The following is an 18028-nucleotide window of genomic DNA, read 5'->3' on the forward strand; positions in this document are numbered from 1 at the left end:
ATTTTTATAAATACAAAGTTGAAAAAAGAGTATTCCTTGCTTCGTATAGAAAAAAAGCAAGTTGGTCTAGAAAAATTGCAGGCCTTTTGATGCCTATCTATCTTTGACCAGCTTAGTTGTATTAGATATAAGTGAATTGCTTTGTGTCACCAAATCGATAATTGCATAATATAAATAGGGCTTAGTCATAATTAAGAGATTAAAAACAATTTTAGATAATAATGTAATCATGAGAGACGAATTAAAGAAAACAAAAAAAATGAACTATGTGCCACCAATGATTAAAGTGAATCAGTTAACCATGGAATATTCTATTGCTGCTGGCTCAGCGGTGGTAAATCCCAGTCAACCAGATGTTACTGATTGGGACGATAAAGGAACTGTTGGTGATGGCATTTCAGAGTTTTAAAATAAACATAAATAAGAAAATGAAGAGTAATTTAAGAAGAATAGTACAGTATTGTTTCATTCTTGGGGGGATATCAGTTGTCATGAGCAGTTGCTCCGAAAAAGATCAGGAGGAGATCACAGCTACAGTTGAAGGGACCGTACTTTCAGTTCGTGTGGAAGGGATTGCCGATGCGCGAGAAATCGCATTAAGTGCTTCCAACGGGCGAACTGCGGTCGGTCTACAGACGGCCGTTATAGCGAAAGAAAAAATGGTTTCTGTCGATGGTTTTGATGCGGTGGTAAGTGTTGAAAAACAAGCACTTCTTGAGGGTGATGGAATCAGTAGCGGTGCTAGAGCGGCGGCATCTACTACTGCAGTAGCAACAAAGGCTTCGACGACAAAGATGCGCAATGGAATTGAGTATAGACTTGTGATTTATGATGCTGCCGATGTGGATCATCAACATGCGCCCAAAGCAAATGTCGTTTTAAAATCTGGTGTAACACCTACTTTACCGATATCGGTAGATGCCAATAAAACGTATAACTGGTACGCTTTTTCTACAAATTCGGCGGGAACTGTGCCGGATGTCAAGAATGGTGTGGTGGATAAAGCAGGATTAAAAAATAAGGATGTTGTGTGGGCAAATGGTACCCTGACCACCCAAGCAGGAGTTAATAATTTGGCGATTACCTTTAATCGCAATACTGCACGCGTTCAGGTCGTGGTTAATACACTGGGTGTATCGGGCATTATGTCTGGAGTTCCGCAATTGGAACTATTAGCTGGCACCAATGGCGTACTGAAATATGGTGACCTCAATATATTTAATGGTGAGTATCAAAACGCGACTGCTTTTATCGTTGATGATATCTCTGGCTCGCAAACTCCAGCTCCTAGAGCTTACCAAAATACATTTACCTTGCATACTATTGACAATAGTACAGTCATTGCTGCTAATACATTAAAGGCTAAACTGGGTAATTTCAACGTAAGGAGATTTGATTTTAATGCACCAAATAATAGCAATTACCCGGGGTCGGCGCTCATAAATTTCAAGTCACCTACGGTCGCTTTAAAAAACGATAGCGAGTTTACGTTTGTCAAGAGTCATGCGTATAAAGTGGACATCAAATTAGTTGAGTCAGCTGTTAATGTTGCTGGTGTGCAATGGGCGAGAAGTAATGTCAAGGGATATGATGTCAATTTGTATGAAGGTAATAGTGTTTTTTTAATGGCCGATCCGATGAATAATGTGGATCACGGTTTTGAAACTTTTTATTGGAGTAATCTCCCACAAGATATTTGCCAGAAGGTATTTCCTGCCGGAACATGGCGATTACCTACGAAGGGAGATTTTGAGAAGCTTCGGAATGTAGCCTCAAATACTGTTTTCTTGGCGAGTACACTTTCCAATAATGATCTGAGTGGCAAAGGAATAGGGAATGGTTTCCTTGGTATACAATATGCGGATGAAAACACGGTAATCAATTCAGGCTATCCGATTTATGCGCAGAAATTAACACTGCCAATGGCTGGTTATCATGATTTTGGTATTACAAGTGGCTATAATATTTCGAACCCTTCGACTAAACGTCAGATAGAGGCTGGATATTGGACAAAAGATGGTGCTACATTTGGTAAACAGTATTTTCATACCAACGGTGGGTATGTGTATACGGGCAGTGAAACCCCGCCTGCAATTACTTGGGGAGGAAATGTAACTCCTCCAGTAGGGCAGAGATTTAGTGTGCGTTGTGTGCGAAATTAACATGCAGCACAGATCTGTTTCATCTTATTTAGCGGGTGTAATTTGGTCTAGAAAATTTCTGGGACATTAAAAGTGACGCTATATTTGGGCGGAAGAAATCCTGCTAAAAGAGATGCCTTATCAATAAAGGTCTAATCGATATGGATGTGTCATAATGAATAGAATAGAGAGTAGTAGTGAAAGTTCCTGCAGCAATGCAGGGACTTTTTTTGCTTGGTATAGAAAATATCGTGTTTGGTATAGTAATGACATTTTTAATTGTAATCTAGTCTATTTTTAAGAAAGTGTAAGTGATGTATGTACTTTTATTAAGTAATCTGATTTTTAAATTTTTGTAAGGATTCTTTTGTTGATCGGACCCCTTTCTTGACAAATTTGGGGTCTGACTGAATGATTTGTCTGATGCGTATAACAGCTAATTCAGAAGTTCAAACTTAAAAATAAACGATAAACCAAAATTGTGAGCACATGAAAAATCAAAAAAAAGTGTGAAGTCCCTTGTATCTATAGCCTCGTGATAGCGTTAGAACAGGGAATTGCTGCAGGATCAGCTACACTATCGCCCCCAACCAATCCCGATGCCACTGATCCGGGTACCGGGACGGGGGGGAGTGGAAACGTAGATTTTTAATAACCAATAATCTAATTAAACTTAAACATTTTATGAGACGAGTACACATCAAAGCGATCAAGGGCACGGCTCTACCAATCGCATTACTTTTGGCTGGGGGGCTTTTCTTCACCGGCTGCTCGAAAGACCGCGAGCAAGCGGAAGAAATGACCGATATCATCGGTACAAAATTAACATTGAAAATTACAGGAATAGATGAAAGTATCACTGTCTCGACCTCAGGTACAGAGGCAAAAACTACTGAGGAGAAAAGCGGCATGACAAAAGTTTTAGAATATCCTGAATTTGATGCTCTTTTATCCGTAGATAATTATCTTCCGCTTCGAAGTTCAGCTAAGGCGGCTTCTAATCCCTTATTGGCCCAAAGTTTAAAAGCTGTGACAATAGAAAATGGGGTAAAATACCGCCTGTACCTTTTTTCTCAGGACGGCAGTCGATTGATTTCATCGACCCTACTGACTTCCGGTACACAGGCTTCAATTGATGTGTTGAAAGGTACGACATACAGGTGGGCGGCACTTTCCTATAATACGGCAGAAGATGTTCCGGATATATTGCAAGAAAGTACAAAAATCGTTCTTCCTGCAGGTAAAGATATTTTATATACAAGCGGAGAAGTTGTTGTACCAACCGGAGCAGGCAATATAAATGTACCGATTGATATTACATTTAAACATAAATTTGCACGGTTGGCTGTTGAGTTGAACTCGCAAGGCATGTTTGCCAATATGACGGGGGCCAAGGTTAACGTTACTGGCATAAAGACAGCTACAATTGATGTAGTTACAGGCGGATTATCTGACTTGGTATCGGCAGATCAAGAAATGCCCCTTACTGTTTTTAAAGATGTCGATCCACTTTATCAGGATGATAAAATAACCTATGTGTATACGGCTGATCCAATGGCGGTAACAGGTGGTATTAAAGTGGGCGTTTCTGACTTGAGCATTCGCATAGATGATAATACTATTCGTCAGTTTTCGGCGCCCGTTAATTTCGCATTTAATATTACGCCGGTTTTGGGAAATAGCCATCGCCTATTGGTGAATTTGGTGGAGTCACCCTTGACCATAGATGCTGTGCGCTGGGCACGTCAGAATCTCTATTATCAAGCCGGACATAATCCTTATCGTTTTCATCACACCTACGCTCATTCCAATGCTAGGAACACTTATTTTTCGTTTAAAGGGCTCGTTCCAGATCAATTTGGTATCAATAGTGATCCCTGTGCACAGGTATATCCTGCAGGAATATGGCGGCAGGCAAGCGAAAGCGATTTTAGGAAGTTAACAGGTTTACTTGGATTGGGTGGGAAGACGCCAGCTTACGGTACCGTAAATAACAGAGGTTACTATGAGTACGATGCTGTCGGTGTGGCTGCTCCTTATCCCAATAATAAGCTCCATTTTAACTTCAATGGTGGCAGTACTGCAGTGAGTTTACTGAATGGTGTTGTACAGGCTACATTCGGGAATTATGGTACCCGTGTAGAGCTATGGACAGGTAGCTCCGGGTTGGACTTGGGCGGTTTGGCGGGACTTGGTGCCTGGTATTATTCTGGTTCAAAAAATCTTCTTGGGGGAAATTCTGCTGATCTTTTTGCAAGTTTGCTCAATGTATCAATAATTGGTGTCAATGTGATTCAGAGCCAAATGAAAAATGTCCGGTGTGTGCGGAAATAGAAACTATTATTAATCATTTTATTCAAGCTAAAATTCAAAATATGTTTAATTTAAAGCAATATAGAACTGTGCTGTGTCTATTTGGGACGCTTAGTATGGTCGGGCTAAATTCCTGTGAAAAAAGTACGATGGAGCCTGTTGATGAAACGGTCACACCTGGGGAACTAAAGTATCCGCTTTTTGTCGAATATTGGGGGGTACTTCCGGAATATAAAATAGCCGATTTTGGTCTTGTTAAGGCTGAAGATGTTCCAGAAGGTACAGACATCGTCCACCTTTTCGTTTTTGACAAAAGCAAAGGCTCTGATGGCACATGGAAAATAACCAATAGATTTGATAGCGAATATAATATGCCTATTCAGAAGGAGGAAATTCCGGATACCATTGTAGATGGTATCCGGTTGATCCAAGATAGAGGGATCCGGGTTATCTTTTCCATTTTTACACCGAAAGTTGTTGATGCGCAGGATGCTGATCTTTTTGCAAAAACTTGTCTTGCTTTTACAGAAAAGTGGAAATTAGACGGTGTCGAAATTGATTTAGAAGGAGAGCCTACCTCGACTCATTTACTACCGGCGTTAGGGAAATATTTTGGTCCTAAAGCCAACAACGGAAAAATTCTAGCTGTCGTAGACTACAATCAATATAATATTAGTCACATTAAAAATGCAAATCAATACCTGGATTATGTGAACACAATGAGTTACTGGAATACATCCTCTGAAATTGCTGCTGTGCTGAAACCCTATGCTGATGCAATGGGAGACGCAAAAAAAGTATTGATCGGTGTAGGTGGAGGCCCAGCAATTACTCCAGGGCAGGCTACTCCCCGTGGTGAAGAGATCAAAATTGCGCAATGGCTTAAAGCCAATTCTCCGGGTACAGGTATGATGAATTTTATTATGGATGCCGATTATGCTGTCAAAAAAACAGATGGAAGTATTTCGAGAAGCATGGTCTATTCGCAAGGTATCATTGCTAACTTAAAACCGCAATAGAGGGCATAAGAGTAAAATTTTATACGAACGTTTCATATACGTATTTGTTCGTATAGTAAATATGTTGTTTGGTCTAGTAAGATGTGCTGGTATTTCTATTATACCTATTTTTGAGATAATAAAATTAGTACAGGTTTTATTGTAGGGTAGACTAATAACTGTCGATAAGGCGTACTTTATAGTGTGCCTTTTTAAGTGAAGGTCTGACCATTTTAAAGTTAGAACAGTATAATGCAAAAAAGAACAGATTCGCATAAAGATTGTCCCTACTGTGGGACACTATTGTATACACGTGTTCCAAGAGCGAGCTGGGTGAAACTGTTCTTGTTTTTCTTGCCGTTGCGACGGTATAAGTGTTATCCCTGTAATCGGAAAATTTATTTTCTACAAAAAATGCACGATTGAATTTGAATTGACCTAATTGCCAATGTTGTAACTTCTGGACTTTTCTATTGAATGTATGGATAAATATAAACATTACTATGACGGTTTGTCCGATCGTTATTTTCTGAGGCAAGACTTTTTTTTACGCTTAATAAATTCAAAAAAATATGGAATTGTTAGACATATCGGCGGTATATCTCTTTTGGCATTTTGTCTTTTTGTTGATAAAAAATGGGATAAATATGAAACTATATTCGACTATTTAGATTGGATTTTCCATCTGGTTTTGAATATAGTCCTGTTTTATGTTAATATGGATATCTTGGTGCCAAAAACTATAAAGGCGCCGCCAGCACCCAAGGCAAGGTGGAATCATTCCATCAGGCCGGAGGAAGTCTAAATATGAATTTTTTAAAGCGGCGCAACTGGATGCTGGGTACTAGTCTTGGCTACCAGTATACTTCTGTAAATTTACAGGAATCCGATTGGAACACGCAACAGTTAAAACAACGGACACAGGATTTTCAATACCACTATGAATCACTTAATTTTATTTACTTTTCGAAATTATTCGGTAAAACCGCCATTTACTCGGCCAGTGTCCTCACCGATGGGAGTGAGAAAGGGATAGAGCGCCTTCGTGGTATATTGACTGGAACATTGCCGCCTTTCGTTGGGTTCAGATCTTAACACGACGATATTCTATCTCTACGACTTTTTGGGGTCAGATAAAGTTTATACCTTAGGTCAGATGGAAATCAATTCAGGATTAACCTATGAGCATAATCTGGGAAGATCATTCATTGCAACCGTCAAATCTGGGATGAAGACCATTTCGGGATCACGGATATTTGAGAAAAAAGAACGGCAAAACAACTATGTTTGGGAAGCTTCTGCAGATCCATCTTTTTACCTAAGCCTAGGACTTTCTTTTAATCCTTTTGCAAAAAAAGACTTTAGTTTGACGAATTTCTAGTCATTAATAAATGAAAACACGATCTGTTTTTGTATAAAATATTGACCTTTTGTATGAAAAATGATTGAGTATTCCTAATTGATCTATTCTCGTAAGGTGCTAGCTGTTTACTGTACAGTTTTATTTCGAAACAGTCTGCTTTGTGTTGTATTTAAATGAAAAATGATATCATAATAACACAGAGAAAATGTTCGATAGAAGGCTTAATATTAGCGGCAGCATAAAATTTAATTTTCAATTTAATATAGCCAGAAACAGAAACCCCAGCAATTGCTAACAATGCATCTTAAATCGGCAACCAAATGTGTGTATTTGTACCTTCACCATAAGTAGGAATTGTTCGCAGATCCGCAGTTCCAAAATTATCTGTGAAGCTCAATATCTTGTTGTCAAAATTGGTATAGGCTGCAATTTTTGGTCATGTAGTACTTGTAATGGTAACAGTACCAAAAGTTTCTGTGTCCTCACTGGCTGGAGGCGTTACATCGTCATCTTGGTTATAACGGTGTAAGAGCCGGACGGAACATTATCCCAATAGGTGATTGTAGCCGTTATCGCAATAGCCTGAGGAAATGAGATTCCATCTTCTTTCAGTTCAATTTCGTAGGTGTATTTTTTACCTTGTTCAAATTTTGAAGCCGCAGGTAGGGTTGATTTGAAATTGCTGAAAATCAAAGCTTTGTCTGTTGAAGCGTATTGAAGTATCCATTTATTGTATCTATTAAAACCATAATATTGAGAATAAGCTAACCATCATGGTTAACTTATTCTCAATATTACGCCGATCAATAGTTTTTTATAGAACTATAGACCTCATGTGATGACAGGGAGCAAAGCAGTGTCGGTATATACCAATGCTTTATTCGCCAGTTGGATTGAGTGTTTTGATCATCTCTCTAAACACAGGGTAGTCAGGTTGGTCAAAATTAAAGCCATAAGCACCAAATCCGCCTACTAATCTGCCATTTACCGGATCCATATAAGCATTTTTTAAATTGGAGCTTTTAGGGTTAACTTCGAAATCAGCTGGAATAAGCATTATCTTTTCTTTGGCAATACCAGGTCCTTTATTTTGATCAGTATAGCTAAACGCTGTATCAAAACCACCGTAATATGATTGGATGTAGATATAGTCAAATTTAGCTAATAAATCCTTTGAATATCCCAGAGATGAAAATGACAGATTTGTATCTAAAATTAATAATTTTTTTGGCTTTCCTGCTGGTAATGTTGCGTTCGGACCGAAATACTTCGCCATAGCGTTTAGATATCCCATTTGTTCTTCCGTTGATAACCAGGTAGACCTATCATAGTTGGGCTTTTGCCAATCATAGCCAATTTTGCTCAAACATTGTGGCTCATGCTCCACATCGAAATCTACCCCATCGAATCCCCATTTGTCGAGTGTATCTCGTAGTGCTTTTGCAAAACCATCATAATCGGCTGCTGTATTTGTCCAATTAATTTTATGATCCGAATCTTTGAAATTATCCATAAACTCGCGTAGAAATTGAGTTTGCACAACCTTTACTCCTTTTTCCTTTAAATTCTTTACACCAGCTAGTACTTCGGGAAGTGTTGGCTGAGTCGCGCCTGGAGCATGTACAGGTTGTCTACTGAGTTCCCAAAGTGGTTTGAATTGATTGAAGATATTGACAATATCAAATCGGTCCGGAACTTTTGTTAGGTCATATTCTGGACCAATTCTATCAATCCCATTAAAGTAGCCTACTGTCAGCTGATGGTTTGTTCCTCTAGTTATTGAAGTGACGGTTTGAGTCTCGCCTTCCTCTAAATTGCTTTTACAGGATAAAAAAGATACTGTTAAAAATAAAAGCATTGAGGTAACTTTGATTTTATTAGCAATGATTCTGTTCATTGTTTGATTTATTTAAAGTGAATAATTTAAAATTTAAGAATAGATTGTAAAATTTCATGTATTTGTCAATTGTAAATGGTCAGCAAAAAAAAATCGGACACCTCTTCTGATTAAATGCCTTGTCCACCATCAGAGTTAAAGGTGTGTCAACAAGGCTGGCAACTCTGGCATATAGTTGTATTTTATCAGTTAGATTTTGAATTACAATGTCCTCACTCAGTTTAGCTGAGCATGAGCAACCTGCTATAAACAGTCCCACAGGGCTTAGAGTAATAGGTGTTTTTTATCTGACTATATTTTCTAATTATTCGATTCGTAAATCATAGCAAGTTTCTGTGCTATTTTACATCGTTATGTCGTAATTTTTTCTTAATAACATAAATTTCCTTTTTACTTAGATAATTTTTTTAAAAAATCTTTCAAATTAAGTGGTAATTAACAAGGTAGCGTAGTTTTCGATCAATAGTAAGTTTTCTATACCAAAATATGTGTTTTCTAGATAAAATTCGATAATTGACAAATTTCACCCATAGGTGAGGTGGTAAGAATAATGAACCTTAATACTGATGATGACAGTGGCTATAAACAAAGAATATAACGTAGAATAGATGAAATCGGAACTAATGAAATTTTTTTTGATGCCATTAAAACGAAGTAAGGAGAACAGTTGAACAGTTAAAAATTAATCAAGCCAGATTTTGATATAATAAAACTGGGATCGGGGAGATAGGTGTACCATACTTGAGCAATTATAGCGATAAAGTGTGCTCGAAATGGTAATTATTTTTAACTCTCTTTATTCTGTAAAGGGGCGTTGTCATTGATTTCTTCAGATTTATTGACTTTTTGGTAATTTATATCAGTGTCTGTCATTTTGTTTACTTCCTTATCAACTTGACAGTAAACATCCATTTTTATATTTTTATTGTTTTTAGGTACTTTAACAATTCCCCATTTCATCAGAAGTTCCTGTGTGGAATTTCGCTTTAAGTGTTCTTTCTCAGGTTCCCCAATCAAGAACCCTATTGCTTTCATATTCTGGTTTGCATCGAATATTACCTTAAGAGTAGCTATTAAAGGTAGGGCGATGATTAATCCTGCTAATCCAAATAGCATGCCGCTCAAAAGAATGCTAATAACTGCCATTAAGGGATTGATGCTGACTTTGCTGCCAATGATGTTAGGAGTAATAATGTTACCTTCTAGGAATTGCACTACTTGGAACCAAATAATTATTCCCACAGCATACCAGGCGTTATCTTTTACAGCCAAAGCGAAAAGTGCGGGTAAAATAGATCCAATGGTGATCCCAATATAAGGTAATAGCATGAGAAGCGACGCTAGCGAGCCGAAGAACCATGCATAGTCAATTCCTAGTACCATTAATCCTATTGTATTTAAAACAGCAACAATACCCATTACCTTAATTAAGCCAACGAGATAGCTTTGTACAACGTAGTAGATTTTATTTAATACTTCATTTACTTTATGTTGAGGTGAAGATTTGAATGCTTTAAAAAAGAACTCACGAAAGAAATCACGGTAGTACAACATGAAGAAACTTAGAAGAGGTACTAGAGCTGCGCTAGCTAGGATATTACCGATAGAACCAAACGTGATTGACAGCATACTTCCGGCATTTGCAATTGTTTTGCTTGTTTGTTCCCGGAGTTTTTCCATTATCTCGGCACGTCCAACTGCAAAGGTTGTTTCCACCCATTTTTGACCATTTTCTAATAATAATAATACCTTGTTGCTGATTGCCGACGCGTTTTTTCCAATAAATATACTTTCATAAATTATAAACCAACTTAATCCAAGTATTACAACAATGGCTATGATGATGGCCAATATCGCGGAGATAGCTTTACCAAGTTGCATTCTTTCAAATAATCGGGCAAGTGGATAAAGTGAAATTGAAATTAGCGTGGAAAATATTACGGGAAGTAAGACACTCTGTGTAACGTATATCAATACGAGAATGAGTGTCAAAGTTAATAAGCTAGAAGCCAATTCGGAAGAGTAAGACTTGTCTGTGTTGTTATTTCGCATATAAATTGAAATAATATTAATGTTGCATAGTGAATAAGAAGTAACCATTTTACCATACTAAAGAGCTTCTACTTAAGTAAATGCGATTCTTTATCAAAAGTAAGGCTATTAAAGAATCAGTGGTGTTAATTGTCTTGAAGAATTCTTATGCTCTAGTCTGTTAAAAATACCAAGATTACTTTTGCCTCGCTCACTGTATTCTATCCCCCAAACTGGGTGATTTAGTCTTTTATGATTTAAGGGGATCCAAGCTAATAGTTGCCGGAAACTTCTTCTGTTTGAATGTCTTTATCCCAATCAGTTGTTAGGACGTCAGTAAGCTTTGTGACTCTGGTATATAGTTGTATTTTGTCAATTGCATTTTGGATCAAAATGTTCTCCAAGGAAATAAGTTGTATGAATGATTGCAAAGTTGTCTTTTTGCCCGGACTCAGTTTAGCAGAGTATGAGCGGACCACTGATAACAATCCTACAACGTTTAAAGTAAGAAGTATTTTTTTCATCTATATTATGCTCCAATTACTCGTTATTAGGAGATAAAATTAGAATCATTTTCAATCAAGAGCAGATTTTTTATACCAAACCGTCTGTTTTTTAGACTAAAACCTGAGTCGTTAGAGCATTATCATATGGGCTGTCGTTATGCATCATATTTATCGCAATACCTTAGCGTCGAAGCATTCTGGTATATTCATTGTTACACTACTGGATACTCTGATCGGAGTGCAGTATAATATAAATGGCGGTAAATGTCTTCATCCAGATATGGCCATTTTCGCAAAGATCAACATTTTTATAGTAACTATCAATTTGCTGTGGGCGTAGGATTTTATCGAGTGCTTTGTTACCTGGTGAAATCAATTTTAAAATGAAATACAAGGGCAAGATGTGCATTGAATTAAAGTTGGGAAAAGTATTTTATTCAAATTGAGTATTTCCGATTTTCAAATATAGACTTGGGTTAAAATGCATGACTTAGTTACAATGAATCTAAGCTTTTTTTTATTTGGTATAGAAAATACTTTGATTGGTATAGAAATTTTCAGTTACAACGCAAATCTAACTTAATTTTTAGATTATTAATAATTAGCAGTTGGAGCTTTGAGTTTATCTCATTGGGCAATGAATGGCGAAACAAACCCAGTTGAGGATTTCAACTGTCATTTTAAGATTTCTCTACTAGGGTGTGTGAGGGTATCCCTGACCGCAATTGAGTAAGTTAATTATAAGAAATAGATAGGTTCGAGAAGATCGGAGAATCGTCATTTTTTATAATCTAAATTTATGTAGTAGGCTACTGTATTATTCTTTATTTTTATATTAATTCCAAGAATCTAACATAATCAGGAAAAACCATTATGCAATTTAACTTCTCATTCGGTTCGAGTCCTTTCAAGACCCTGATTGCCTTTCATAAGCTTATAGCATCTTTCGAGGAAATGGCTTTGTCCAAAGTTGATTTTCAGTCTACCTACGCTAAGGCGTTGCTGGAAGAGATCAAAAAATATCCTGAACTGACCGAAGGGATCGAAAAAATGGAAGACCTGCGCCCCTATGAAGCTGTTGTCAAAGTCCTTTTGGCCGACCTGTTGCCAAAATCGCTGACGCAAAATGAAATGAAAGCCATTACGGCCCCCTTTCATTTATATACGTTTAATCATACCGAACGATTAGATAAAATCTTAAAGGATGCGGGTGATCATTATGATTTTAGTTTTAGGGACATATCGGCAGATACTTACTATATTCTGAATTGCTGTTTGATCATCAGTCATTACTACGGCGTCAAAGTTGATGCCATGGCCCCCCCCCTGTTTCTGGATATTCCCGATAAAAATAATATCACATATCATTACCGAGTTTTGTTCAATGTGGATTTTATGGATATTATTCCGACAGATAAAGCGGTGGATCTTTCGGCAGAAGACATTACTGAGCTGATTGATAATTTTTCGGACATAGCTTTATGGAAGACTAAATTTCCTGAACAAAGCTGGATACTGAAAGGATTTTCGATTATGACTCTCTTCGATTCAACGGTTGAAAATGCCGTATCAAGCTTTAAAAGTAATCTATTACGTGAAGATAGCTCGATTCATTTAGAAGAAATAGAAAGCATTTTCAGGTCTATCTATAAAATAGATGATTTGCGGATAGGATTTACCTCATTTGAAAGAGTTCGGAATGAATACAATTTGAGAATTGTCGAAAAACAGCCGTATAGTCATCTGCTATATGATTCAACGATAGCAGAATGTGAAGAAATGCTGTATAATGAGACAATGGAAAGTATGCTAAAGAATGGTGAGCTTTTAGTTGTTCCGGATATCGATAAGATACCCATTACAGATTCAAAAAAAGCGTATTTTATTGATAAACTGAAAAAGCAGCACGTGAAGAGCTTTATCTTTGTCCCCTTGATACAGGGCGACAAAATGCTGGGTTTATTGGAAATGTCCTCGTCGAGAGTTCGGGAACTGAATTCGGTGAATGCTAATAAACTCGACTTTATATTACCCTTTGTAAAGGACAAGGTATCCAAGGCATTTTCCGAAACAGAAAACCAGATTGAAGCAGTCATACAAAAAGAATATACCTCTATTCACCCAAGTGTAAAATGGCGGTTTCAGGAGGAAGCGATACATTATCTCAACAATAGGGCCTTTGGTAAAGATTATACGCTACAGGAAATTGTATTTGACAACGTTTATCCGCTCTATGGTCAGATAGATGTTCAGGGCTCTTCAGAATCCAGAAATCAGGCCATTACGCAAGATTTGATCAACCAAACAATAAATCTGATCGCAGTTTTTACCAAAATAAATCAGACGCATAAATTACCGTTGTTTGAACAAAAAGTTTTTGATCTGGAGCGTAATCTGGAAATGCTTCACCTTTCCCTTTCTACCGATACGGAGCAGCTTATGCTAGATCATTTTAATTTGGAAGTACATCCTATTCTGGAGAATTTTAGAAAGAACAATAAAAATAGTCTTATCCTTAGTGATATCGATGCCTATTTCGATCGAATAAATCCTGCGATAGTCGGATTTTATGAGGCACGGCAGGATTATGACAACTCCATCAAGCTGATCAATAAAAAGCTGGCGACTATTCTTGACGTAAAGCAAGCTGAGGCGCAGGAGTACTTCCCGCATTATTACGAGCGTTATAAAACCGATGGCATCGAACATAATATGTATATTGGTGCTTCCATTGCGCCCGATAGAAATTTTGAGCTATATTATCTCAAAAATTTACGCTTATGGCAACTACAGGTCATGTGTGAAATGGAAGTTCAGTTTAGAAAGCTCCAACCTGAACTGCCCAACCAGCTGGAGGTTACATCGCTAATCCTGGTCTTTGCAACGCCGATTTCCATCCGTTTTAAAATGGATGAAAAGCAGTTTGATATCAACGGATCTTACAATGTACGCTATGAAATAGCAAAAAAACGTATTGACAAAGCAAAGATCAAAGGCTCGACGGAGCGTATTACGCAAAGAGGAAAATTAGTCGTTGTCTATTCACATGCTCATGAAGAGGCTGAATACTTGGGGTATTTCAACTTGTTGCAGCACAAAGGCTTATTAAATGAGGATGTCGAAAAATTTGATGTAGAGGATCTACATGGACTTATCGGTCTTAAAGCTATTCGCGTTGGGTTTAGGGTGCAGGAAAGTTTGTAAAAAACCATTTGCAAACCAGGATCCATGGCTTACCCTGAGTATTGTTTCTCCTGGAACTGTCGTCAATGGAATTACGATTGACATCACCAAACCATCCTCGCCGGATGCCCCTGGCAAATCAGATACTTCTTTTTCGAGCTACTGTTATAAAAAAGTCGTTCCGTCAAAAATTTCAGGAGCTTGGGACCGCAGTGCCGGAGCCGATGTTGTTCTGATGCGATATGCCGAAAAACTATTAATCTATGCCGAAGTGCAATTATAATTTGCCATAAATTTTAAAAATTAATTATAAATAAAAATTACAAAAAACTCAAAGTTGCTGCATCCATACTCTGTTTGGCTAGAGGGGATTGGGAACCGCTACATCTAATTATTTTAACAAATTGGTTATGGACAAATTGACTTACGATTCAAGCTGGATCTTAAGGCTTCGCTTCAAGCCTAGGAGCTTATTAGAAAAGAAGTTACGGAAAAAGCGAATGATTCGACGACAGTTTTGATTGAAGCAGTTTCTACACTACCGAGAGAAAATGAAAGACGAACAAGGGATGTTACTGATAAGGTTTATGCATTGGGAATGCAATATTTCCTATTTCAGGATCATTCGAATGTACAACAGTATGCAGAAAAGGTGAATGATATGCTGCTCAAGTGGGCCAAGGTGAATACCGCCGGCCCGCTAGGGATCTTTTCAGACTAAAACTAGGGGCAAAATTAGAATGATCTAAAAATAGCCTTCTTTTTAATGGAAACATGCCTTTAAAATTTATTTAGGACACTTGTGAATATTCCTAATACCCAAATAAACAACAGCAATCTTCCTTAAGGAAGATTGCTGTTGAATGTATTCAAAACTATTATTTAAGTTAGCTGTTTAGACTTTGAAGCCATAAATTAATTCAATGCCTGATATACCAAAGTCTTATATTTTGCAGCAAATTTTTTAGCATGTGAAGAAGGTAATTGCTGCGTATAAAGTTGCGCTACAATTTTTTCTTTTGGGTCACACCAATACATAGTTCCAAAGATCCCTCCCCACCAAAAAGTACCAGCAGATTGCTCACGTTTCAAACGTCCTTTTTTTGTTGTAATTGCAAAACCTAATCCAAATTTTTGATTGTCAAAAGTCACTCGAATATCGCCAATCTGATTTTTAGTCATTATCTCAACTGTATGTGTCGCAAGTAATCTATGACCATTGTACTCTCCGCTATTTAGAAGCATCTGTAGAAAGACCGCATAATCCTGGATCGTGGATACAAGGCCGCCACCCCCACTATAATAGTCATCCTTATTGATAGGATAATCGACAGTTGCACCAGGCATGGTATTTTGTTGCCAAAGAATAGGCTCATGTGTTTTGGGGTCTTCAGTATACACTTTTACAAGGCGAGATTGCTTCGCTTGAGGCAAGTAAAAATAAGTATCGTTCATTCCCAATGGCTTAAAAATTTTTGTATGGAAAAAATTGTCCAGACTCATTCCAGAAATAATTTCTACCAATCGTCCAAGAACATCTGTACTTGCACTATAAATAAATTTCTCACCGGGTTGTGCAACCAGTGGGAGTGTACCCAATTTATTAATATCATCTACCTGTGAGCGTTTTTTATCCGAAAAGGCCACAGTAATATCTGCTTTAGCGTAAATGGCTCTCATCTTCTTTGAACCTATTTGTGGATAATCAATACCCGAGGTATGTGTCAGCAAATCACGGAAAGTGATCTCCCGTTTTGCGGGCTTTGTGGTATAGGTAGTATCCTTAGGATTAAAGCGGTCCAGTACACGCGGATTTTTAAATGAAGGAATGTACTTTGAAATGGGGTCATCAAGTAAAAACTTTCCTTCTTCGAAAAGCATCATTGCGGCTACACTTGTAATGGCTTTTGTTTGCGAAGCAATGCGGAAAATAAGGTCTGTCTTCATTGGTGTATTTTTATTGACATCGTCTATACCGAAAGCCTTATTGTAAACAATAGTGCCATTGTGTGCAATAAATCCAATTGCACCTTTAATCCAATTTTTGTCAACAGCCTGCTGCATAAGATTGTCAATACGTTTCAGCTTTTCTTCCGAAAAACCATTGGAAGCTGCATTTCCAGACTTATGTATAGTGTTGTTTTGCGCCTGTATATTTAAGCGGGAAATTGTAAATAAGAGAAAAATTAATAAATATCTCATTAAAAAATGTAATTAAAAATATTTAACTGTATCAGTTTTGTTATCAATAATAATATCCTTTGTCCCCTTCAATTTGTTTACTTTTGAACATTGTAAAAACACAAAAAGACTTCGCCTTGCAAACAGCTAAATCTTATTGAGTTAATTATTTATTAGGAATATCTGTTTTTATCCCCAGTTTTTGCAAATTTTTTCTAATCCCATTTCTTATCGCTAGCATGTCTGGGTCTTTATAAAAAAGAAGTATTTTTTTGCTTTTTCCATCTACATCTTCAGGCTTATCATTTGATAACACGAAGTGAGTAAATGTCTCGGCCGCATCTTCATCTATTGATGCACACGCGTAAAGACTGACAAAGTTTCCCGGTATAGTATTAAAAATTTTATTTGCGTCTCCAGTTGTGACTATTTCAATTGGAATTTTACTCCAAGAAATTTCGAAAATTTGCTTAATATATGACCCTTCTTTATACACAGGTATATAGCGATCACTTTTGGGATTATAACTTAAGTACTGCTGGGTTTTATTTTTAGTTATATAATGTCCAAATTCATGAATCATTATATAAATTGTAAAATCATAGCCTAATGTATTGAATTTATTATTTGGGCCCGAAACAGAAGGTATTTTTGTTTTATCCTTCCCTATCTCATAAGAGAGCCCTAAAGAAAATTGACTTAAAGAACTATTTTTTCGAACCCCCATATAAGCATATGTATAAGGCCCCTCTTCCGGATAGAAAAAGGTGAGCTGTGTGATTTCCTTTCGATATTCTGCAGGAATAATGTCAGTAAATAATTTAAATTTTTTCTTGTGTTCATCTATTGCTCTTTGTTCTTTTTCCCAGATTTCTTTTTTTATATACGCTGAGGCATTATCTGGTACTGGAAAACTTTTATCCAGATAAAGATTATCGTTGAATATATTATACGCTACAATCGTATTTCTAGTTTGTTGGTCATCATTGTTATCGGGAAAAATAATTCTTTCCACAATAGTCTCTTCGGTGCAAGAATTGAAAATTGGCACAGTGCCTAATGTTATTATTAGTAATAGTTTTGGTAAATTGTTTTGTTTCGACATATCTATGTTTTATGATAAAAATGTTATAATTGAAATCGAATACTTATTTGATCGCGTGGATATATATCTTTTGAATCCCATTGTATGGTACCATAATAACTGATCTTTTTTCCGTGGGCTACAATTGGGCGAATAAGTCTTTCGTGATTTTTAGGAAGATCCATGCTAATCGTTGCCGGAAGCTTCTCCAGTTTAAATGTTTTCTCCACAATCAGGGTCGCGGAAGCGTCAGCACGGTTTGCTGCCCTAGCATATAGTTGTATCTTACCATTTGGATTTTGGATCGCTATATCTTCCGAAGGAATAAGTT

Annotated in this window: 14 protein-coding genes; 9 read left to right on the plus strand and 5 right to left on the minus strand. The window is 37.1% G+C overall.

Annotation, left to right across the window (positions count from 1 at the left end; translation table 11 throughout):
- Positions 1–229: 229 nt before the first annotated feature.
- The 6 genes from AC07UV_RS17940 to AC07UV_RS17965 all read left to right on the plus strand — a co-directional run bounded on the left by AC07UV_RS17940 (position 230) and on the right by AC07UV_RS17965 (position 6833).
- Positions 230–409, plus strand: coding sequence for a hypothetical protein (locus AC07UV_RS17940; protein ID WP_495184711.1), 180 nt, complete (start codon positions 230–232; stop codon positions 407–409).
- A 19-nt stretch (positions 410–428) separates the two neighbouring features.
- Complete coding sequence (locus tag AC07UV_RS17945; protein ID WP_495184712.1) at positions 429–2162, plus strand: fibrobacter succinogenes major paralogous domain-containing protein; 1734 nt, start codon at positions 429–431, stop codon at positions 2160–2162.
- A gap of 663 nt (positions 2163–2825) precedes the next feature.
- Entirely contained in the window at positions 2826–4475 is a 1650-nt protein-coding gene (locus tag AC07UV_RS17950; protein WP_495184713.1) for a hypothetical protein, read from the plus strand.
- A gap of 41 nt (positions 4476–4516) precedes the next feature.
- A complete protein-coding gene (locus tag AC07UV_RS17955) occupies positions 4517–5473 on the plus strand; it encodes an EndoS/ChiA family endoglycosidase (RefSeq protein WP_495184714.1) in 957 nt (318 codons plus the stop codon).
- 786 nt (positions 5474–6259) lie between these two features.
- Positions 6260–6547 carry a hypothetical protein gene (locus tag AC07UV_RS17960; protein WP_495184715.1) on the plus strand — a complete coding sequence of 96 codons (288 nt, stop codon included), beginning with the start codon at positions 6260–6262 and terminating at the stop codon, positions 6545–6547.
- A gap of 61 nt (positions 6548–6608) precedes the next feature.
- Entirely contained in the window at positions 6609–6833 is a 225-nt protein-coding gene (locus tag AC07UV_RS17965; protein ID WP_495184716.1) for a hypothetical protein, read from the plus strand.
- A gap of 480 nt (positions 6834–7313) precedes the next feature.
- Here the strand turns inward: AC07UV_RS17965 and AC07UV_RS17970 are convergent, their stop codons facing one another.
- From AC07UV_RS17970 to AC07UV_RS17980, 3 genes are all read right to left on the minus strand, one after another.
- Positions 7314–7508 carry a hypothetical protein gene (locus tag AC07UV_RS17970; RefSeq protein ID WP_495184717.1) on the minus strand — a complete coding sequence of 65 codons (195 nt, stop codon included), beginning with the start codon at positions 7506–7508 and terminating at the stop codon, positions 7314–7316.
- 184 nt (positions 7509–7692) lie between these two features.
- A complete protein-coding gene (locus tag AC07UV_RS17975) occupies positions 7693–8712 on the minus strand; it encodes an EndoS/ChiA family endoglycosidase (protein ID WP_495184718.1) in 1020 nt (339 codons plus the stop codon).
- A 786-nt stretch (positions 8713–9498) separates the two neighbouring features.
- A complete protein-coding gene (locus tag AC07UV_RS17980) occupies positions 9499–10812 on the minus strand; it encodes an AI-2E family transporter (RefSeq protein ID WP_495184719.1) in 1314 nt (437 codons plus the stop codon).
- 1310 nt (positions 10813–12122) lie between these two features.
- On the opposite strand from AC07UV_RS17980, the gene AC07UV_RS17985 reads away from it, so the two are divergent.
- The 3 genes from AC07UV_RS17985 (at position 12123) to AC07UV_RS17995 (ending at position 15153) form a co-directional block, all read left to right on the plus strand.
- Positions 12123–14453 carry a GAF domain-containing protein gene (locus AC07UV_RS17985; RefSeq protein WP_495184720.1) on the plus strand — a complete coding sequence of 777 codons (2331 nt, stop codon included), beginning with the start codon at positions 12123–12125 and terminating at the stop codon, positions 14451–14453.
- Positions 14425–14715: a RagB/SusD family nutrient uptake outer membrane protein gene (locus AC07UV_RS17990; RefSeq protein ID WP_495184721.1), complete on the plus strand. Its 291-nt coding sequence runs from the start codon at positions 14425–14427 to the stop codon at positions 14713–14715. Before AC07UV_RS17985 ends, AC07UV_RS17990 begins: the two co-directional genes overlap by 29 nt.
- Positions 14716–14949: 234 nt before the next feature.
- Positions 14950–15153, plus strand: a complete 204-nt coding sequence (locus tag AC07UV_RS17995; RefSeq protein ID WP_495184722.1) for a hypothetical protein — start codon at positions 14950–14952, stop codon at positions 15151–15153.
- Between the two features lie 194 nt (positions 15154–15347).
- On the opposite strand, the gene AC07UV_RS18000 is transcribed toward AC07UV_RS17995, so the two are convergent.
- Both AC07UV_RS18000 and AC07UV_RS18005 read right to left on the minus strand, forming a co-directional pair.
- Complete coding sequence (locus AC07UV_RS18000) at positions 15348–16634, minus strand: serine hydrolase domain-containing protein (protein ID WP_495184723.1); 1287 nt, start codon at positions 16632–16634, stop codon at positions 15348–15350.
- A 145-nt stretch (positions 16635–16779) separates the two neighbouring features.
- Positions 16780–17718, minus strand: a complete 939-nt coding sequence (locus AC07UV_RS18005; RefSeq protein WP_495184724.1) for a hypothetical protein — start codon at positions 17716–17718, stop codon at positions 16780–16782.
- Positions 17719–18028 lie beyond the last annotated feature (310 nt).

The organism is Sphingobacterium sp. GW821-FHT03E03, assembly GCF_059420745.1.

Excerpts from the sequence above, each read along its gene's own strand:
- AC07UV_RS17950 (WP_495184713.1), top strand. The coding sequence starts at position 2,826 with ATGAGACGAGTACACATCAAAGCGATCAAGGGCACGGCTCTACCAATC.
- AC07UV_RS17975 (WP_495184718.1), bottom strand. The coding sequence starts at position 8,712 with ATGAACAGAATCATTGCTAATAAAATCAAAGTTACCTCAATGCTTTTA.
- AC07UV_RS17945 (WP_495184712.1), top strand. The coding sequence starts at position 429 with ATGAAGAGTAATTTAAGAAGAATAGTACAGTATTGTTTCATTCTTGGG.
- AC07UV_RS17985 (WP_495184720.1), top strand. The coding sequence starts at position 12,123 with ATGCAATTTAACTTCTCATTCGGTTCGAGTCCTTTCAAGACCCTGATT.
- AC07UV_RS18000 (WP_495184723.1), bottom strand. The coding sequence starts at position 16,634 with ATGAGATATTTATTAATTTTTCTCTTATTTACAATTTCCCGCTTAAAT.
- AC07UV_RS17980 (WP_495184719.1), bottom strand. The coding sequence starts at position 10,812 with ATGGTTACTTCTTATTCACTATGCAACATTAATATTATTTCAATTTAT.
- AC07UV_RS18005 (WP_495184724.1), bottom strand. The coding sequence starts at position 17,718 with ATGTCGAAACAAAACAATTTACCAAAACTATTACTAATAATAACATTA.
- AC07UV_RS17965 (WP_495184716.1), top strand. The coding sequence starts at position 6,609 with ATGGAAATCAATTCAGGATTAACCTATGAGCATAATCTGGGAAGATCA.
- AC07UV_RS17960 (WP_495184715.1), top strand. The coding sequence starts at position 6,260 with ATGAATTTTTTAAAGCGGCGCAACTGGATGCTGGGTACTAGTCTTGGC.
- AC07UV_RS17940 (WP_495184711.1), top strand. The coding sequence starts at position 230 with ATGAGAGACGAATTAAAGAAAACAAAAAAAATGAACTATGTGCCACCA.
- AC07UV_RS17955 (WP_495184714.1), top strand. The coding sequence starts at position 4,517 with ATGTTTAATTTAAAGCAATATAGAACTGTGCTGTGTCTATTTGGGACG.